Annotated in this window: 16 protein-coding genes and 2 pseudogenes; all 18 read left to right on the top strand. The window is 33.3% G+C overall.

Annotation, left to right across the window (positions count from 1 at the left end):
• The first annotated feature begins 13 nt into the window (after positions 1–13).
• The 18 genes and pseudogenes from orr (at position 14) to THYS13_RS02000 (ending at position 15805) form a co-directional block, all read left to right on the top strand.
• Positions 14–1078 carry an ornithine racemase Orr gene (orr, locus tag THYS13_RS01920; protein WP_042832906.1) on the top strand — a complete coding sequence of 355 codons (1065 nt, stop codon included), beginning with the start codon at positions 14–16 and terminating at the stop codon, positions 1076–1078.
• 89 nt (positions 1079–1167) lie between these two features.
• Positions 1168–1584, top strand: coding sequence for a VOC family protein (locus THYS13_RS01925; protein WP_042832907.1), 417 nt, complete (start codon positions 1168–1170; stop codon positions 1582–1584).
• An 88-nt stretch (positions 1585–1672) separates the two neighbouring features.
• Positions 1673–2122 carry an Rrf2 family transcriptional regulator gene (locus THYS13_RS01930; RefSeq protein ID WP_042832908.1) on the top strand — a complete coding sequence of 150 codons (450 nt, stop codon included), beginning with the start codon at positions 1673–1675 and terminating at the stop codon, positions 2120–2122.
• Between the two features lie 46 nt (positions 2123–2168).
• Positions 2169–3264, top strand: a pseudogene (gene mnmA / locus THYS13_RS01935) (tRNA 2-thiouridine(34) synthase MnmA).
• Positions 3265–3350: 86 nt separating this feature from the next.
• A complete protein-coding gene (locus tag THYS13_RS14355; RefSeq protein WP_201035644.1) occupies positions 3351–3512 on the top strand; it encodes a hypothetical protein in 162 nt (53 codons plus the stop codon).
• A gap of 17 nt (positions 3513–3529) precedes the next feature.
• Positions 3530–4555, top strand: a complete 1026-nt coding sequence (locus THYS13_RS01940) for an AI-2E family transporter (protein WP_042832909.1) — start codon at positions 3530–3532, stop codon at positions 4553–4555.
• Positions 4556–4668: 113 nt separating this feature from the next.
• Positions 4669–7302: an alanine--tRNA ligase gene (alaS, locus tag THYS13_RS01945; RefSeq protein ID WP_042832910.1), complete on the top strand. Its 2634-nt coding sequence runs from the start codon at positions 4669–4671 to the stop codon at positions 7300–7302.
• Positions 7303–7379: 77 nt separating this feature from the next.
• The gene (locus THYS13_RS01950) at positions 7380–7637 is read left to right on the top strand and encodes an IreB family regulatory phosphoprotein (RefSeq protein ID WP_042832911.1); all 258 of its coding nucleotides are present in this window, start codon (positions 7380–7382) and stop codon (positions 7635–7637) included.
• Between the two features lie 55 nt (positions 7638–7692).
• Positions 7693–8112 (top strand): Holliday junction resolvase RuvX, encoded by a 420-nt coding sequence (gene ruvX / locus THYS13_RS01955; protein WP_042832912.1) that lies wholly within the window; start codon positions 7693–7695, stop codon positions 8110–8112.
• Positions 8113–8191: 79 nt separating this feature from the next.
• Entirely contained in the window at positions 8192–8476 is a 285-nt protein-coding gene (locus THYS13_RS01960) for a DUF1292 domain-containing protein (protein WP_014062789.1), read from the top strand.
• A 219-nt stretch (positions 8477–8695) separates the two neighbouring features.
• A complete protein-coding gene (locus THYS13_RS01965; protein ID WP_042832913.1) occupies positions 8696–9136 on the top strand; it encodes a Fur family transcriptional regulator in 441 nt (146 codons plus the stop codon).
• A 145-nt stretch (positions 9137–9281) separates the two neighbouring features.
• Positions 9282–10964, top strand: coding sequence for a ribonuclease J (locus tag THYS13_RS01970; protein ID WP_042832914.1), 1683 nt, complete (start codon positions 9282–9284; stop codon positions 10962–10964).
• A gap of 17 nt (positions 10965–10981) precedes the next feature.
• The gene (locus tag THYS13_RS01975) at positions 10982–11311 is read left to right on the top strand and encodes a YlbF family regulator (protein WP_042832915.1); all 330 of its coding nucleotides are present in this window, start codon (positions 10982–10984) and stop codon (positions 11309–11311) included.
• Positions 11312–11782, top strand: a complete 471-nt coding sequence (locus THYS13_RS01980) for a QueT transporter family protein (RefSeq protein ID WP_042832916.1) — start codon at positions 11312–11314, stop codon at positions 11780–11782.
• 431 nt (positions 11783–12213) lie between these two features.
• Positions 12214–13269: an endolytic transglycosylase MltG gene (gene mltG / locus THYS13_RS01985; protein ID WP_042832917.1), complete on the top strand. Its 1056-nt coding sequence runs from the start codon at positions 12214–12216 to the stop codon at positions 13267–13269.
• 12 nt (positions 13270–13281) lie between these two features.
• Entirely contained in the window at positions 13282–13947 is a 666-nt protein-coding gene (locus THYS13_RS01990) for an O-methyltransferase (protein ID WP_042832918.1), read from the top strand.
• Between the two features lie 25 nt (positions 13948–13972).
• Positions 13973–14388: pseudogene (locus THYS13_RS01995) on the top strand (MerR family DNA-binding transcriptional regulator).
• A complete protein-coding gene (locus tag THYS13_RS02000) occupies positions 14369–15805 on the top strand; it encodes an IS200/IS605 family accessory protein TnpB-related protein (RefSeq protein WP_042832919.1) in 1437 nt (478 codons plus the stop codon). The pseudogene THYS13_RS01995 and the gene THYS13_RS02000 overlap by 20 nt, the downstream one beginning before the upstream one ends.
• Positions 15806–15858: the final 53 nt, after the last annotated feature.

Genomic DNA, 15858 nt, shown 5'->3' on the forward strand with positions numbered 1-15858 from the left:
TGGGTGAGATTAAGTGTATCCCTTGTTGAGAATAAACTTAGAAAAACTTCGAGAAAATACGCAAACTATCGTTAATTTGTGTGAAAAGAGAAATATAAAGGTAGTAGGTGTTACAAAAGTTTTTTGTGCTATTCCAGAAGTAGCACATACGATGGTAAAAGGTGGAGTGGAAATCTTAGGAGATTCTCGAATTAAAAATTTGAAAAAATTGCAATACATACCGGTACCTAAAATGTTTCTTCGAATTCCCATGAAAAGTGAAGTGGAAGAAGTTATAAAATATTCAGATATAAGCCTAAACTCAGAAATAGACACAATAAAGAACCTATCAGAAGAGGCAAAAAAACAAAGGAAAATTCATGAAATAATCTTAATGGTAGACTTGGGGGATTTGAGAGAGGGTGTATTGAAAGAGGATGTTATTACAATAGTGGAACAAATAGTAAAACTAGAAGGCATAAAATTTCGAGGAATAGGTACTAATTTAACTTGTTATGGTTCAGTTATCCCTACGCCAGATATACTAGAAGAGCTTGTGGAAATAAAAAATTCTATCAACAAAAAATTCAACTTGAATTTAGATATAGTCTCAGGAGGAAACTCAAGCAGTCTGTACTTAGTTCAAAATGGTCTTATACCAAGAGGAATAACGCAACTTAGAATAGGAGAAGCTATTGTCTTAGGTAGGGAAACGGCTTTTGGAGACAGAATTCCCCATACTTATGACGATGTATTTACTTTAGAAGCACAGATAGTCGAATTAAAAGAAAAACCTTCTTATCCACGAGGTATATTGGGAATGGATGCTTTTGGGGAAAGACAAGTATATGTGGATAGAGGGATAATGAAAAGGGCAATTTTGGCTATAGGAAAACAGGATGTCAATATGAATGACCTAATTCCTGTAGACAGCTCTATTGAATTAATAGGTTCAAGCAGCGACCATTTAATTGTCAATGTTACAAATTCCCAATTTCCGTATAAGGTAGGAGATATAATAAAGTTCAAGCTGAGATATGGAGGGATTTTATCCTGTTCTACATCTGAATATGTAGAAAAAGTCATTGAAGAGGCGTAAAAAATGCGCCTCTTTTTGCATTATGAAAAACATTAATTTAACTGTTATAATAAAAATAAAAAGGAATAATATTTTTGGGAGGTTTTAGTGTGATAATAGGTTTAGGACATGTAGCCTACAAAGTTAAAGACCTTGATGAAAGTTTAGAATTTTACTGTGGCAAATTGGGACTAAAAGAAGCTTTTAGGCTTAACCATGAAAATGGAGAATTAATGCTTGTGTACTTAAAAGTGGTGGAAGGACAATTTATTGAACTTTTCCCAGGAGGGATAGACAAGGGAAAAGATGAAGATGAAAGGATAGGGTTTAAACATTTGTGTCTACATGTAGATGATATTTTTGCTACATTAGAAGAACTAAAAAAGAGAGGCTTGGAAATAAAGGGGCAGCCTATGATGGGGGCAGATGGGAATTATCAATATTGGATAGAAGACCCTGATGGAAATAGAATAGAACTAATGCAAATAATGCCGGGTTCTTTGCAAGATAAAGCAAAAGAATTATAGAAAATTAAGTGTTGACAACCACTTTTTTAAGTGGTATTCTTTTTGTTGAAATCCGGGTAAAATAGTAGGAATTCAGGGGTGGATAATCGTGAAACTATCTACAAAAGGACGATATGGGATACAAGCTATGTTTGAATTAGCCCTTTACTACGGGGAAGGCCCCATTTCTTTAAAGACAATTGCCGAAAATGAAGGACTTTCTGAGCATTATCTAGAACAACTTATAGCAATCCTTAGAAAAGCTGACCTTGTGAAAAGTGTCAGAGGAGCACAGGGAGGATATATGCTAGCAGCTCCTCCTGATAAGATAACCGTTGGAGATGTGATAAGAACATTGGAAGGATCACTGGCTCCTGCAGATTGCGTTTTGGAAGATACTCCTTTTGAGTGCAGCAGAGCAGGAGGTTGTCCGACGAAGTTGGTGATGGAAAGAATAAGAGACAGTATAAATAAAGTGATAGACTCTATTACTTTACAGGATATGGTGGATGATTACAGGCGATTAAATCAAAAAAGTTCTTTTATGTATTACATTTAGGGAAATAATAATTTTAGGACTTTTAAGGGAGGATTTTATATATAATATGGAGATAAGCGATAGAGTAGTAATTGGAATGAGTGGAGGAGTAGATAGCTCTGTAGCTGCATATCTTTTAAAAAAAGAAGGATTTGATGTTATAGGCCTTACAATGAAAGTATGGGTAGACCATGAAGCCAAAGCTTTTGATAGTAATAAGAACTGTTGTTCTTTAAGAGCTATACAAGATGCAAAAAAAGTTGCAGAAATGTTGTTAATACCTCATTACACAGTTGATTTTAGTGAAGTCTTTTACGATAAAATAGTAAATTATTTTGTCAATGAATATTTAAAAGGAAGGACTCCTAATCCTTGTGTATTGTGTAATAAGCAAATAAAATTTGGAGAGCTTCTAGAGAAAGCATTTGAGTTGGGAGCTTATTACATTGCTACAGGCCATTATGTCAGAAAAGACTATGATGAAAAAACAAAAAGATATTTATTAAAAAAAAGGTATAGATTCTTATAAGGATCAAAGCTATGTCTTATATCGTTTGACACAGAAGCAGTTAGAACATGCTCTTTTCCCTTTAGGAAATTACAAAAAAGAAGAAATAAGAGCTTTGGCAGAGGAGTTAAAGCTACCTGTTGCTAAAAAGCCAGAAAGTCAAGAAATTTGTTTTATCCCAGATAATGATTACAGCGGATTTATAAAAAGGCAAGTTAAAGATGAGATAAAGCCAGGAGAATTTAGAGATGTTTACGGTAAATTTTTAGGGTATCATAAGGGAATAATACACTATACAATTGGTCAGAGAAGAGGATTGGGTTTATCTTCTGATAGACCTTTATACGTCGTGGATATAGATGTGAAAAACAATGTGGTTGTTGTTGGACATCAAGAAGATGTGTGGGGAGAGGAGCTTATATCCTCAAATAACAATTTTATTTCCATTAAAAAACTTGAAAGGGAAATGAAGGTAACTGCAAAAATACGCTATACAGCTAAAGAAGAAGAGGCTATAATAAAGCCATATGAAGAAGGTAAAGTATTAGTAAAATTTTTAAAACCTCAAAGAGCTATAACTCCAGGACAATCAGCTGTCTTTTACGATAAAGATGTAGTAGTAGGAGGAGGAATAATTGAGAAAAAGGTGAGATAGTGCACACAAAAAGTGTGCATTTTTTATTTTAAAGAGGGAAATCTATAAAAAGCAGAAACTTTTTTAGATTTCAAAGGAGGGCTTTTATGAATAGAGACAAATATATAAAAGGATTTTTGGCAGGAATAGTAGCTGCTGCATATATAATTCCCAAAATAGATATGAAAAAGTATAGACGTTATAAAGATATGATAGAAAAAAATATGACAAAAATATGGCGTACAATGAACAAAATAAAAGTTAGATAGATTTTTCAGGTGATAAAATGCAAGTTAAAAAAGTGTATCTACTTTTTTTAATCATTGGTGCAATAGGTTTATTATATTTTTTTATAAAGAATTGGGTGAGTATTAAAAATATACTTTCCCCTTTTTTTGTTTCCGCCTTAATAGCCTATTTATTAAATCCAATGGTAAAATTTTTTAATTCAAAGGGTTTTTCTAATTTTTTGTCTATTCTTTTAGTGTTTTTAATTGTTGCTTTGGTAATACTATTTTTTTCTTTTTACATTCTCCCTTTGTTGATAAATGAAATGGTTATTTTTGTAAAAATGATACCTTTCTATACTGAAGAACTACAAAAAATTTTGCTTCAAATAAAATTTAACTATTTTTCTTATTTACCACCTCAATTTGAAAAAGTTTTAGATAAAAATTTGAATGTCCTAAATAATCTTTTTGCCTCCCGTGTCGACATGGCTTTTAAATCTACTGTTGCAATATTAAAAGATATTATAGATGTGATAATTATACCGATTATTACTTTTTATCTTTTAAAGGATAAAAATTTGTTTAAAAAAGAAATTGAAAAAGTAATTCCTGCCAAATATCATGGTAGTTTCTCCGCTCTTTTAAAAAAAATAGACAAAATTTTGAGTAAATACATAAGAGCACAAATATATCTTTCTATCTTTGTTGCTATTTTTACAAGTATAGGCCTTTCTCTAATTAAAGTTAAATATGCTTTTTTAATAGGAATATTGGCAGGAATATTAAATATAATTCCATACCTAGGGCCTATCTTGTCAATTGTTCCTGCCGTTTTAATAGGGCTCCTTGATTCTTTATCTAAAGGCTTTTGGGCTTTATTTGTGTGTCTTTTAGTGCAACAAATAGAAAATGTCTTTATAACACCTAAAATAATTAGTGATAGTGTAGGACTTCATCCAATTACAGTGATTTTTTCATTGATTGCAGGGGAAGAACTTTTTGGCGTCTGGGGACTTTTATTATCTGTTCCTGTTGTGGCAATAGGGAAAGTTATTGTAACAGAAATTTTTATTGAGAAATAAACCAGTTATTGACTTGCTATGTTCAATCTTGTATAATATACTCAAAAAAGAGCGGGTAAAAGCCCGTCCCCAAATTTGGGACGGTTTTTATTGTATCAAGAAGGAGGATTTTTATGGAAAAACTCGGAATGAACGAAATTAGAGAAAAATTTTTAAGCTTTTTTGAAAGTAAAGGGCATCTCAGACTACCAAGTTTTTCTCTAATTCCTAAAAATGATAAAAGTTTATTATTAATTAATTCTGGGATGGCTCCTTTAAAACCCTATTTTACAGGAAAAGAAACTCCCCCCAGCAAACGAGTAACTACTTGCCAAAGATGTATAAGAACTCCGGATATTGAAAGAGTAGGTAAAACAGCACGTCACGGCACTTTTTTTGAAATGTTGGGTAACTTTTCTTTTGGTGATTATTTCAAAAAAGAAGCTATTCCGTGGGCCTGGGAATTTGTAACGGAAATTTTGAAGTTGCCAGTTGACAGGTTATGGGTATCAATTTATGAGGAAGACGATGAAGCATTTGAGATTTGGAATAAAATAGTTGGATTACCTCCTGAAAGAATTGTAAGGATGGGGAAAGAAGATAATTTCTGGGAGATTGGTACAGGACCTTGTGGCCCCTGTTCAGAGATTTATTTTGATAGAGGTGAAGAAAAAGGCTGTGGGAAACCTACTTGTGGAGTTGGATGCGATTGCGATAGGTTTATTGAATTTTGGAATTTAGTTTTTACTCAGTTCAATAAGGATGAACAAGGAAATTATCATAGGCTTCCTAATCCAAATATTGACACAGGCATGGGACTTGAGAGAATAGCGACAATAATGCAGGAAGTCGACAGTATATTTGATGTAGATGTAATAAGGGGCATAACTAATTTTGTATCTAAGATTGCGGAAGTAGAGTATGGAAAAGATGCAGAAAAAGATGTGTCTTTGAGAGTTATCACTGACCATATAAGAGGGATAACTTTCATGATATCAGATGGAATTCTGCCTTCTAATGAAGGAAGAGGCTATGTTTTGAGAAGGCTTTTAAGAAGGGCTGCGAGGCATGGTAAATTGCTGGGGATAAACGATACCTTCTTGTATAAAGTGGTAGATTCAGTCATAGAAAATTATGGAGAGGCATATCCTGAAATAATTGAGAGAAAGGACTATATAAAGCGAATAATCAAACTGGAAGAAGAAAGATTTAAGGAGACAATAGATCAAGGACTTACAATTTTACAAGATTATATAAACGAACTAAAAGTACAAGGGAAAACCGTATTAGAAGGTTCTAGTGCTTTTAAACTATATGATACCTATGGGTTCCCATTGGATTTAACAAAAGAAATTTTGCAAGAAGCTGGCATTACTGTTGATGAAGAAGGATATACAAAGGAGCTGGAGAAACAAAGGATAAGAGCGAGGAGTAGCAGAAAAGAAGATAATAGTTTGTGGGAACAAGATATATATTCTACTTTAGGAGATGTTAAGACAAAATTTGTGGGATATGATACCTATGAAAGCAATTCAAAAGTTTTGGCTATTGTAAAAGATGAAGAGCTTGTTGAGGAAGCAGAAGCTGGAGATGGTGTGAGTATCATACTAGATGTTACTCCTTTCTATGCTGAAAGTGGTGGGCAGATAGGAGACAAGGGAACTCTAGAGAATGAAAATGTTTTGATAAAAGTAAAAGACTGTAAAAAAATAGGAGATAAGTTTATACACATTGGAACAATTGAAAGAGGTTTAATTTCAGTAGGAGATGAAGTAAAAGCTCAAATTGATGTGGTAAGTCGAAGGAATGCTGCAAGAAACCACACTGCAACTCATCTTCTTCATAAAGCCCTAAAGGAGATATTAGGAGACCATGTGCATCAGGCTGGTTCTCTTGTGGCTGATGATCGATTAAGGTTTGATTTTTCACATTATCAAGCGGTGACTAAAGAAGAGTTGAAGCAAATAGAAAATAGGGTTAATGAAAAGATATACCAAAGTTTAAATGTGCATATTGAAGAAAAAACTTATGATGAAGCAGTAAAAGAAGGGGCTGTTGCATTATTTACAGAAAAGTATGGGGATAAAGTAAGGGTTGTAAAAATTGATGATTACAGCATGGAACTTTGCGGTGGAACTCATGTTAAAAATACTAACGAAATAGGGATTTTTAAGATTCTATCTGAAACTGCAGTTGGTGCAGGTTTAAGAAGAATTGAAGCTTTAACAGGACTGGCCGCAATAAAATATTTAGAGGAAAAAGAAGAGATATTAAAAGAAGCTTCTGATTTATTAAAAGCCCAAGATAAAGAGATAATTTCAAAAATTGGGAGTTTGCAGCAAGTTTTAAAGGCAAAAGATAAAGAGATAGAACAATTAAAAATAAAAATGGCTTCTATTTTGGCAAATAGTTTAATCAATTCTGCTATTTCATTAGATGGTATAAAAGTAGTAGTTTCAAAGGTTGAAGATTATGATAGTGAGGCTTTGAAGGCATTGGGAGATATTTTAAAAGATAGATTAAAAACTGCGGTAATAGTATTAGCATCTTCTGCCCCAGAAAAAGCTATATTTGTCGGTATGGCTACTAAAGATGTTGTTCAAAAAGGAATAAATATAGGAGCTGTTATTAAAGAAGTGTGCAAAGTATCTGAAGGAAATGGCGGTGGAAGACCAGACATGGCTCAAGGAACAGGCAAAAATCCATTTAAGGTGGAGGAAGCGTTAAACAAAGTAATAGAGATTGTAAAAGAACAATTAAAAAATTGAGAAAAGCTTGACTAGCCAAGTAAATATAGGTTATTATAAAGTTGATGGTAGTTAAATGTATCTAGAGGTGATATATTATGGTAGATAAAAACGAACAAACTCAAAGGTATCACGTTACAACTGATAGAAAAACTGTTAAAGAGATATTGATAGCAGTGTATGAAGCACTTTCTGAAAAAGGTTATAATCCAATTAATCAAATAGTAGGTTATATATTGTCTGGGGACCCTACTTATATAACCAGCCATAAAAATGCGAGAAATTTGATAAGAAAAATTGAAAGAGATGAATTAGTAGAAGAACTTTTGAGAGAGTATTTGTCTTCCCAAAAATAAGAAAAATGAAATTGCCTCACTTTGTGTGAGGCAATTTTAGAATGGAGAGATTTTTTTGAGGATTATGAGTTTAGATGTTGGGGATAAAACAATCGGAGTCGCTATAAGTGACTTATCAGGCACAATTGCACAGGGACTTACTACTATTAAAAGAAGTAGTAACAAAAAAGACTTTGAGAGAATAAAACAAATAATAAATGAATATGAAGTGGGAATGATAATTGTAGGATTACCTAAGAATATGAGTGGGACTTTGGGACCACAAGGACAAAAAGTTGTGAGATTTGTTGAACGCTTGAAGGAAGCTATTAATATACCAATAATATTATGGGATGAAAGGCTTACTACAGTAGAAGCGGAGAGAGTTTTAATAGAAAGTGCTGATATAAGTAAGGCAAAGAGAAAAGAAGTAATTGATAAGCTGGCTGCAGTTCTTATACTTCAGAACTACTTAGATTCACAAAAAAATAAATAAATTTTTATTAAAAACTTGACAGTCTTTTTGGTATGTTATACAATTACATTATCTTGAAGTAGAATTGAGGTGAAATAGTATGGAACCAGAAATCATTCAGCTAATCGACGAGCACGGCCATGAAGTAGATTTCGAACTTGTAGCATCATTTGACCTTGACGATACCAGGTATGCAGTTGTGGTCCCTGTCGATGGTGATGGAGAAGATGCTTACATCTTAAGAGTGGAACAAGATGAAAATGGCAATGATATTTTTGTAGGGATTGAAGACGAAGATGAGTTCAATGATGCTGTCGAAGCATACAATGAGCTGATGGAAGAGTATGAAGAGTATTATGATGATGATTTTGATGAAGAAAAGTAAATTAAAGTGAAATTTAATTAAGATATACCGCTTTGGTATATCTTAATTTTATATATCCTCAAAATTTGATTTCTATGTAAAAGGGAAATAAAATTCTCAATTGAAATATCTTTCTCTAATATAAAATTTGATATTTGCTAAAAAATCAAAAAAGTGTTTGACAATTGAAAATGAATATCATAAACTAATAGTAGTTGATATTATTTGGCGGTGATTTAGATGAATGAAATTGAAAAATTTAAAGAAAAATTAAAAGATAAAGGATATAAGTTGACAACTCAAAGGCGTGTGATATTGGACGTTATTATGGAAAATAGGAATAAACATCTTTCATCTGAGGAAATATATGACCTTGTAAGGTTAAAATATCCTGAAATAGGGCTTGCTACAGTTTACAGGACCCTTCAGTTATTTGAGGAATTAGGTATTGTCTATAAATTAAATTTTGACGATGGTCGAAATAGATACGAGCTATATCATAATGAAAACCATCAGCATCATCATCTTATTTGTTTGAAATGTGGAGCAGTTATAGAAATGGAAGGAGACCTTTTGGAGAATTTAGAAGAGGCAATAGAAAAAACTAAAGATTTTGAAATAATAGATCACAACGTGAAATTCTTTGGTTATTGTAGCAAATGTAGGAAGAATTATAATTAAATTAGCTTTTGTTTGAGAAATAATTTACATTAACAGGGTTGAAGTATTTTTTCAAATAAAGTATAATTTATATTAACTGGTGTAAGGTACGGGTAAGTGTTTTTGGGTTTTTAGGGGAAAATAAAATTAAAGCTAAAAATATCTAATGAAAGGAGATAAGTATTTGGCACACAAGGCAAAACTCAAAATAATACCGTTGGGCGGGTTAAATGAGATCGGCAAAAACATGACGGTTTTTGAATTCGGAAATGACATTATAGTTGTGGATTGCGGTCTCGCTTTTCCAGATGATGAAATGTTGGGAATAGACCTTGTCATTCCCGACATTACTTATTTATTGAAAAATCGGGAAAAAGTGAGAGCAATTGTTTTAACTCATGGTCACGAAGACCATATTGGGGCATTACCCTATGTCTTAAAACAACTTAATGTTCCTGTGTATGGGACTCGTCTGACTATAGGTTTAGTAGAATATAAGTTAAAAGAACAGGGTATTTTAAAAGATAGTAAATTGATAACAGTGAAGCCGAGAGAGATTATCGAAATTGGTCAGTTTAAAGTGGAGTTTGTAAGAACTTCTCATAGCATTGCAGATTCTGCGGCTTTAGCTATTCATACTCCTGTTGGGACGGTTTTCCACTCGGGAGATTTCAAAATAGACTTTACTCCTATAGGGGGAGAAATACCAGACTTACACCGCTTTGCCCAGTTAGGGGAAAAAGGGGTACTTGTGATGTTGTGCGATAGTACTAATATTGAAAGACCGGGTTATACCATGTCAGAAAGGACAGTAGGAGAAACTTTTGACAATCTATTCAGGAAAGCAGAACAGCGAATTATAGTGGCAACTTTTGCTTCTAACATCCACAGAGTACAACAAATTATAGATTCTGCTCACAAGTACGGAAGAAAGGTTGCTATTTCAGGCAGAAGCATGTTAAATGTAGCTAATGTAGCGATGGAATTAGGCTATTTAATTGTTCCTGATGGCCTTTTGATTGATATTGATGAAGCCAATAAATTGCCCCATGATAAAGTTGTTATTATAACGACAGGCAGTCAAGGAGAACCTATGTCAGCTCTTACCAGGATGGCTTCTTCTGAGCATAAAAAGGTAGAGATTGTACCGGGAGATACAGTGATAATTTCTGCTTCTGCTATTCCGGGAAATGAAAAACTTATTTCTCGCGTTATCAACCAATTATTTAAAAAAGGTGCCAATGTAATTTATGAAGCATTGGCAGATATTCACGTATCGGGTCACGCCTGTCAAGAAGAGATTAAGTTACTTCATACATTAATAAAACCTAAATTTTTTATTCCTGTTCATGGGGAATACAGACATTTAGTTCAGCATGCTAAGCTTGCAGAGACTTTGGGAATGCCTCCCCAAAATATCTTTGTGGTAGATAATGGAACAGTGTTAGAGTTTACAAAAAATTCCGGAAGAATTGCAGGGACAGTAACAGCTGGCAAAGTCTTAGTAGATGGCTTGGGGGTTGGGGATGTGGGGAATATTGTTTTAAGAGATAGAAAACATTTGGCTCAAGATGGCTTGTTAGTAGTAGTGGTTACTATTTCTAAAGAGACTGGAGGAATTATAGCGGGTCCCGACATAATTTCGAGAGGATTTGTATATGTGAGAGAATCGGAGGATTTAATGGAGGAATCCAAAAATATTGTCAGAGATGTGTTATCAAAGTGTGAGAAAGAGGAAATTAGCGAATGGGCTACTATAAAATCAATGATAAAAGACAATTTAAGCAGCTTCTTATATGAAAAAACTAAGAGAAACCCTATGATATTGCCAATCATTATGGAAATTTAACCAGGAGGCTCTTAAATATGAATGTCTACGATAAAGCTTATGAACTGGCTAATGCTATAAGACAGTTGCCACAATACAAAGCTTTTAAAGAGGCATATCAAAAAATAAATGAAAATGAGCAAAATAAGAAAATGTTAGAAGATTTTAGAAAAAAGCAATTAGAAATACAAGCTAAAGAGTTAGCAGGGGAAAAAATAGATCCTAAAGAAAAAGAAGTGTTAGAAAAGCTATGGGAGATATTAAATCTTAATCCTGAGATAAGTTCTTACTTGTCTCTAGAGTATACTCTTGGCAAGATAATGGATGATATACTAAAAATAATCATGGAACCGATGGAGATGAAGTAGATGAAAAGAATAGATACTAAGTACATTGTAAAAGCAGGAGTCATTGCAGCCATTTACTTTGTTGTTACTATTCTTTTAGGGAGTGTTTCTTATGGTCCTATTCAATTTAGAATATCTGAATCTTTAGTTGTATTACCCATGGTAGAGCCGGCAGCAATATGGGGGGTTTTTATAGGATGCTTATTGGCCAATATAGGAAGCCCTTTTGGGCTTTTCGATATTTTAGGTGGAAGTTTAGTGACATTACTTGCTGCGTACCTTACATCAAAGACTAATATCTTTTACAAAAGTATATTGCCTCCTATAATATTAAATGCCATTATTGTTTCAATATGGGTAAGTTATTTCACGAAAATGCCCTATTATCTTGTAGCTTTATATATCGCTTTAAGTGAAGCTATTGTGACAGGTGTATTTGGGTATGTAGTGATTACAGTATATAAAAGATTAAAAGATAAGTATTCTTTATAAAAACAGGTAAGCAGAAGGTTTACTTTAGACTGTAGGCAAACCTTTTATATAACATGTTGGCATTTTTGCATAAGTGTAGCGACTTGATAGCCCGGCACTCAACCGAAAATGTTAAAAAAGGAGAATAAGAGAAAGGACCAGCCCGTTCAGTTGAGTGCCGGGAAACTTAGCGAGGCTGAGAGGCGAAAGCGGGGTCGAAGCCAAGGAGGGCGGAGGCGGGCATTAAGTCAAGGATGACGAATGTGCCCGGAACCCCGCTTGAGCCCGAGGACGAGCGATAGTTTAGTCTGCGATATCACCGGAGCAAACGATGCAAAATGCCAACAACGATAATACTTTGTCTACAGTCTGAGGTAAGCGGAAAGCTTACTTGTTTTTATTTTTAATTAATTATATAATTTAGATATACCTACCCAAGGGAGAGAAATGTAATGAATAATGTCGAATACAAAAGAAAAAGCAGATTTGCTGTGGTAGTAGTAACTATACTTTTTTTCTTTTTTTCTGCTTTTGTATACTATCAAAGTCTTTTTCAACCAGTAACTACTATAAGTGATGCACCTCAAAAGATTGTAAATATTCCCAAAGGGTATTCTACCGTACAAATAGCCAAGGTATTAAAAGAGAATAATTTAATTAAAAATGAGTGGTTTTTTATATGGAGAGCAAAAGTTTTAGGTGCTGATGGAAAATTACAAGCAGGAAAATACCTTTTAAGCCCTAACATGAGTACTGATCAAATAATCAGGAAAATATTTGCAGGTAAAGCACAAGAGGAGACAATAAAAGTGACGATTCCAGAAGGATATACTGTTAAAGATATAGCCGATAAGTTATCGCAATTAGGATTAGTAAATAAAGATAAATTTTTAGAAGTTGCACAAAAAGATACTTTTAACTATGATTTTTTAAAAGACATACCTAAAGATAGACCGACTAGATTAGAAGGGTACCTTTTTCCCGATACTTATCAAATACCTATAGAGGCTGGCGAAAAAGAAATAATAAATATTATGCTTAAAAGGTTTCAGCAAGTTTATAATAGTACTATAAAGGATAATGCGAAATATGTAGGAATGACACCTGATCAAATTGTGATAATAGCTTCTATGATAGAAAAAGAAGCTGTGGTAGATAAAGATAGACCTTTAATTGCAGGTGTTATATACAACCGTTTAAAAAAACATATGAAACTACAAATAGATGCTACTGTACAATACGCATTAGGGGAACACAAGGATAAGCTTTTTTACAAAGATTTGGAGGTAGATTCCCCTTACAATACCTACCAACACTATGGACTTCCTATAGGTCCCATTTGCAATCCTGGACTTAAATCTATTAAAGCAGCTCTTTTTCCAGCTAAGCATGACTTTTACTATTATGTTGCAAAGAAAGATGGGTCTCATATTTTCAGTATAACTTATGAAGACCATTTAAAAGCTCAGAAAGAAATTGAAGTAAATGAAAATAATAATACTAAATGAAAGGGTTGAGCTATGAAAATAACTCAAAATGATATAAAATTTATAAGATGGATATCTCATAAATTTGGATATCCTTTAGATGAGATGGAGAAATATGCCTACGAAAATTATATCCCTATTGCAAAGCCAGAGGTCGCTGATTTTTTAAGCTTTATTGTGAAGCTAAAAAAGCCTAACAATATATTAGAGATAGGTACTGCTATTGGCTATTCTACTATAATAATGGCAAAAGCTTATTCTGAAGTTAGTGTAGTCACTATTGAAAGGGATATAAGTTTGGCTGAAATAGCTAAAGAAAATTTTAAAAAGGCAAAAGTAGAAAATAGAATCGAGCTTATTTGTGGAGAAGCACAGCAAGTTCTTCCAAATTTAACCAAGATGTACGATTTGATTTTTGTAGATGCGGCGAAAGGGCAATATATAGAATTTTACAAAGAGCTGAAAAGACTTTTAAACAGAGAGGGTATAATCTTGTGGGACAATATTTTGTATAAGGGATATGTTGTAAATGAGAAAAATGTAAAACATAAGAGAAGAACTATTGTATACAGAATGAGAGAATTTATAGAAATATTATATCAAGATAAAACTTTGTACACGGTAATTTTGCCTTTAGGAGACGGATTAGCGGTAAGCTTTAAGGAGGTCGAAACAGTTGAAGTTAGTAGTAAAAAATGACATAATTTTAATTAGGTGATAATGAATGTTATTAACTATAAAAAAGGTTAAAGAGCTGTATGATATAAGCAGAATTACGTTAATAAACTGGGAAAAAGAAGGATTAATAACCCCAGTTAGAACACCAAAAGGAAGAAGAAGCTACAAAAAAGAAGATATAGAGAAATTATTAGGCATGCTGGAAAAAGAACCAAAACCTAAAGTAGTTTTGTATGCAAGAGTATCCACAAAGAAACAAGAAGAATATCTTAAGAATCAAATTAGAAGGCTTGAAGAATACGCTAATTTCCAAGGATGGCGGTATGAAGTCATACATGAGATAGCAAGTGGAGTAAATGAAATAAAGAGCTAGCAGAGGACTTAATAGCAATAGTCACCTCATTTGCAGCAAGAATTTACGGACAAAGAGGTGGCAAAAAACATGATAGTAATACAGGCTAAACTCATTTTTTTAAATCAAGAAGACAAACAAATAGTATTAGACTTAATGAGAAGATGGTCTTCTTGTATGAGATTTGCATATAAGAGGTTTCTAGAAGGATATGATAGAAACACACTAAAAAGAGAGCTTCAAGGGATTTTTAACTTAAACTCAAGATATGTAGATGATGCAATAATGAAAGCAGGAAGCACACTAGAATCTGCTAGAGAATTAGATAAGAGTCCAAAGAAAGTCATCTTTGGAGGAAGAGACTTGTTTGAAAAACTTCAAAAGCGCCATATAAATGGGAAAGAATATCAAAAGCTAAAAACAAAGTGGCAAGAAAGAAGAAAAGGAAATCTCTATTCAAGAGGAGATAAAAGCAAAAAAGGAAATCTCAACACAAGGATAGAAGTAAAAGAAAATGGCACTTTCTTAAGGATAAATGTAGGAGAAAGAAAATATGTCTATGCGAAAATACAAGCAGGATATAAAAAGAATAAGAGAAGAGAAGAACTTCTACAGGAAATTACCGAAGCAGACATACCCTACTCTGTAGAATTAAAACTCAAAAAAGGCAATATATACGCCTATTTTGCTATTGAAGAAGAATATCCAGAAATAAAAATAACAAAAGAAAAAGGAGTCATAGGAATAGATATAAACGCATATCCAGACAACATATCATGGGCAGAAGTAGATGAAAAAGGCAATCTAATAAGCTATGGGAATATACCAATGCCAGAGCTTGCAAGTGGAAATAAAGACAAAAGAGAATATTTCAGATGGCAATATGCTCATGAGATAATAAAAATAGCAAAAGAAAAAGGAAAAGCAATAGTAATTGAGAGATTAGACATAAAAGACAAAGGCAAAAGAGGAGACTTTTCAGGGAGAAAATCAAGGAGAATAAGACATAGCTTTAGCTATAAATCACTTCTTTCAAAAATAAAAACACTAGCAAAAAGAGAAGAGATAGAAGTAATAGAAGTCAATCCTTCTTACACCTCAATAATAGGCATGTTAAAATATTCACCGCAGTATATGATAACAAAAGACATAGCAGCAGCCTATGTAATAGCAAGAAGAGGGTTGGGACTGCAAGAAAAGATACCAGATAATTATATAAAGTTTCTCAATACATTAACTGGAAATGAATTAGAAGAATTAAAAGAGCATGTAAAGAAAACAGTCAGAAACAAGCATATAAAGAAAAAGCACATAAAGGAAATAAATAGAGCAATAAAATTTTTACAAAGCTTTGAGAGTGAGCCAGAAAGAGTACTAAAACCTCTGGATGGAACAAGTTTTAGTATCTATGATTTTTGGCGAGTTCTCAAGGTAGCGGTGGTAACTTCACTCTCTCCTGGGAAGGTACCAAGAGACTTCTCTGCCCTGAGGGAATTATTAATCCAGGGCAAGTGGAGAGACCCGTAAGGGCGTGAGTTCCTGCTTCTTGGGGCAGGGACTATGGCTTTCCCAAATACCGC

The sequence above is a fragment of the Thermoanaerobacter sp. YS13 genome (genome assembly GCF_000806225.2).
GTDB lineage: Bacteria > Bacillota > Thermoanaerobacteria > Thermoanaerobacterales > Thermoanaerobacteraceae > Thermoanaerobacter > Thermoanaerobacter uzonensis.

What these genes read in the sequence shown, in the direction of transcription:
- THYS13_RS14355 (WP_201035644.1), top strand. Translation starts at nt 3,351, where the DNA reads ATGAATAGAGACAAATATATAAAAGGATTTTTGGCAGGAATAGTAGCT.
- THYS13_RS01940 (WP_042832909.1), top strand. Translation starts at nt 3,530, where the DNA reads ATGCAAGTTAAAAAAGTGTATCTACTTTTTTTAATCATTGGTGCAATA.
- alaS (WP_042832910.1), top strand. Translation starts at nt 4,669, where the DNA reads ATGGAAAAACTCGGAATGAACGAAATTAGAGAAAAATTTTTAAGCTTT.
- THYS13_RS01950 (WP_042832911.1), top strand. Translation starts at nt 7,380, where the DNA reads ATGGTAGATAAAAACGAACAAACTCAAAGGTATCACGTTACAACTGAT.
- THYS13_RS01960 (WP_014062789.1), top strand. Translation starts at nt 8,192, where the DNA reads ATGGAACCAGAAATCATTCAGCTAATCGACGAGCACGGCCATGAAGTA.
- THYS13_RS01965 (WP_042832913.1), top strand. Translation starts at nt 8,696, where the DNA reads ATGAATGAAATTGAAAAATTTAAAGAAAAATTAAAAGATAAAGGATAT.
- THYS13_RS01970 (WP_042832914.1), top strand. Translation starts at nt 9,282, where the DNA reads ATGAAAGGAGATAAGTATTTGGCACACAAGGCAAAACTCAAAATAATA.
- THYS13_RS01975 (WP_042832915.1), top strand. Translation starts at nt 10,982, where the DNA reads ATGAATGTCTACGATAAAGCTTATGAACTGGCTAATGCTATAAGACAG.
- THYS13_RS01980 (WP_042832916.1), top strand. Translation starts at nt 11,312, where the DNA reads ATGAAAAGAATAGATACTAAGTACATTGTAAAAGCAGGAGTCATTGCA.
- mltG (WP_042832917.1), top strand. Translation starts at nt 12,214, where the DNA reads ATGAATAATGTCGAATACAAAAGAAAAAGCAGATTTGCTGTGGTAGTA.
- THYS13_RS01990 (WP_042832918.1), top strand. Translation starts at nt 13,282, where the DNA reads ATGAAAATAACTCAAAATGATATAAAATTTATAAGATGGATATCTCAT.
- THYS13_RS02000 (WP_042832919.1), top strand. Translation starts at nt 14,369, where the DNA reads ATGATAGTAATACAGGCTAAACTCATTTTTTTAAATCAAGAAGACAAA.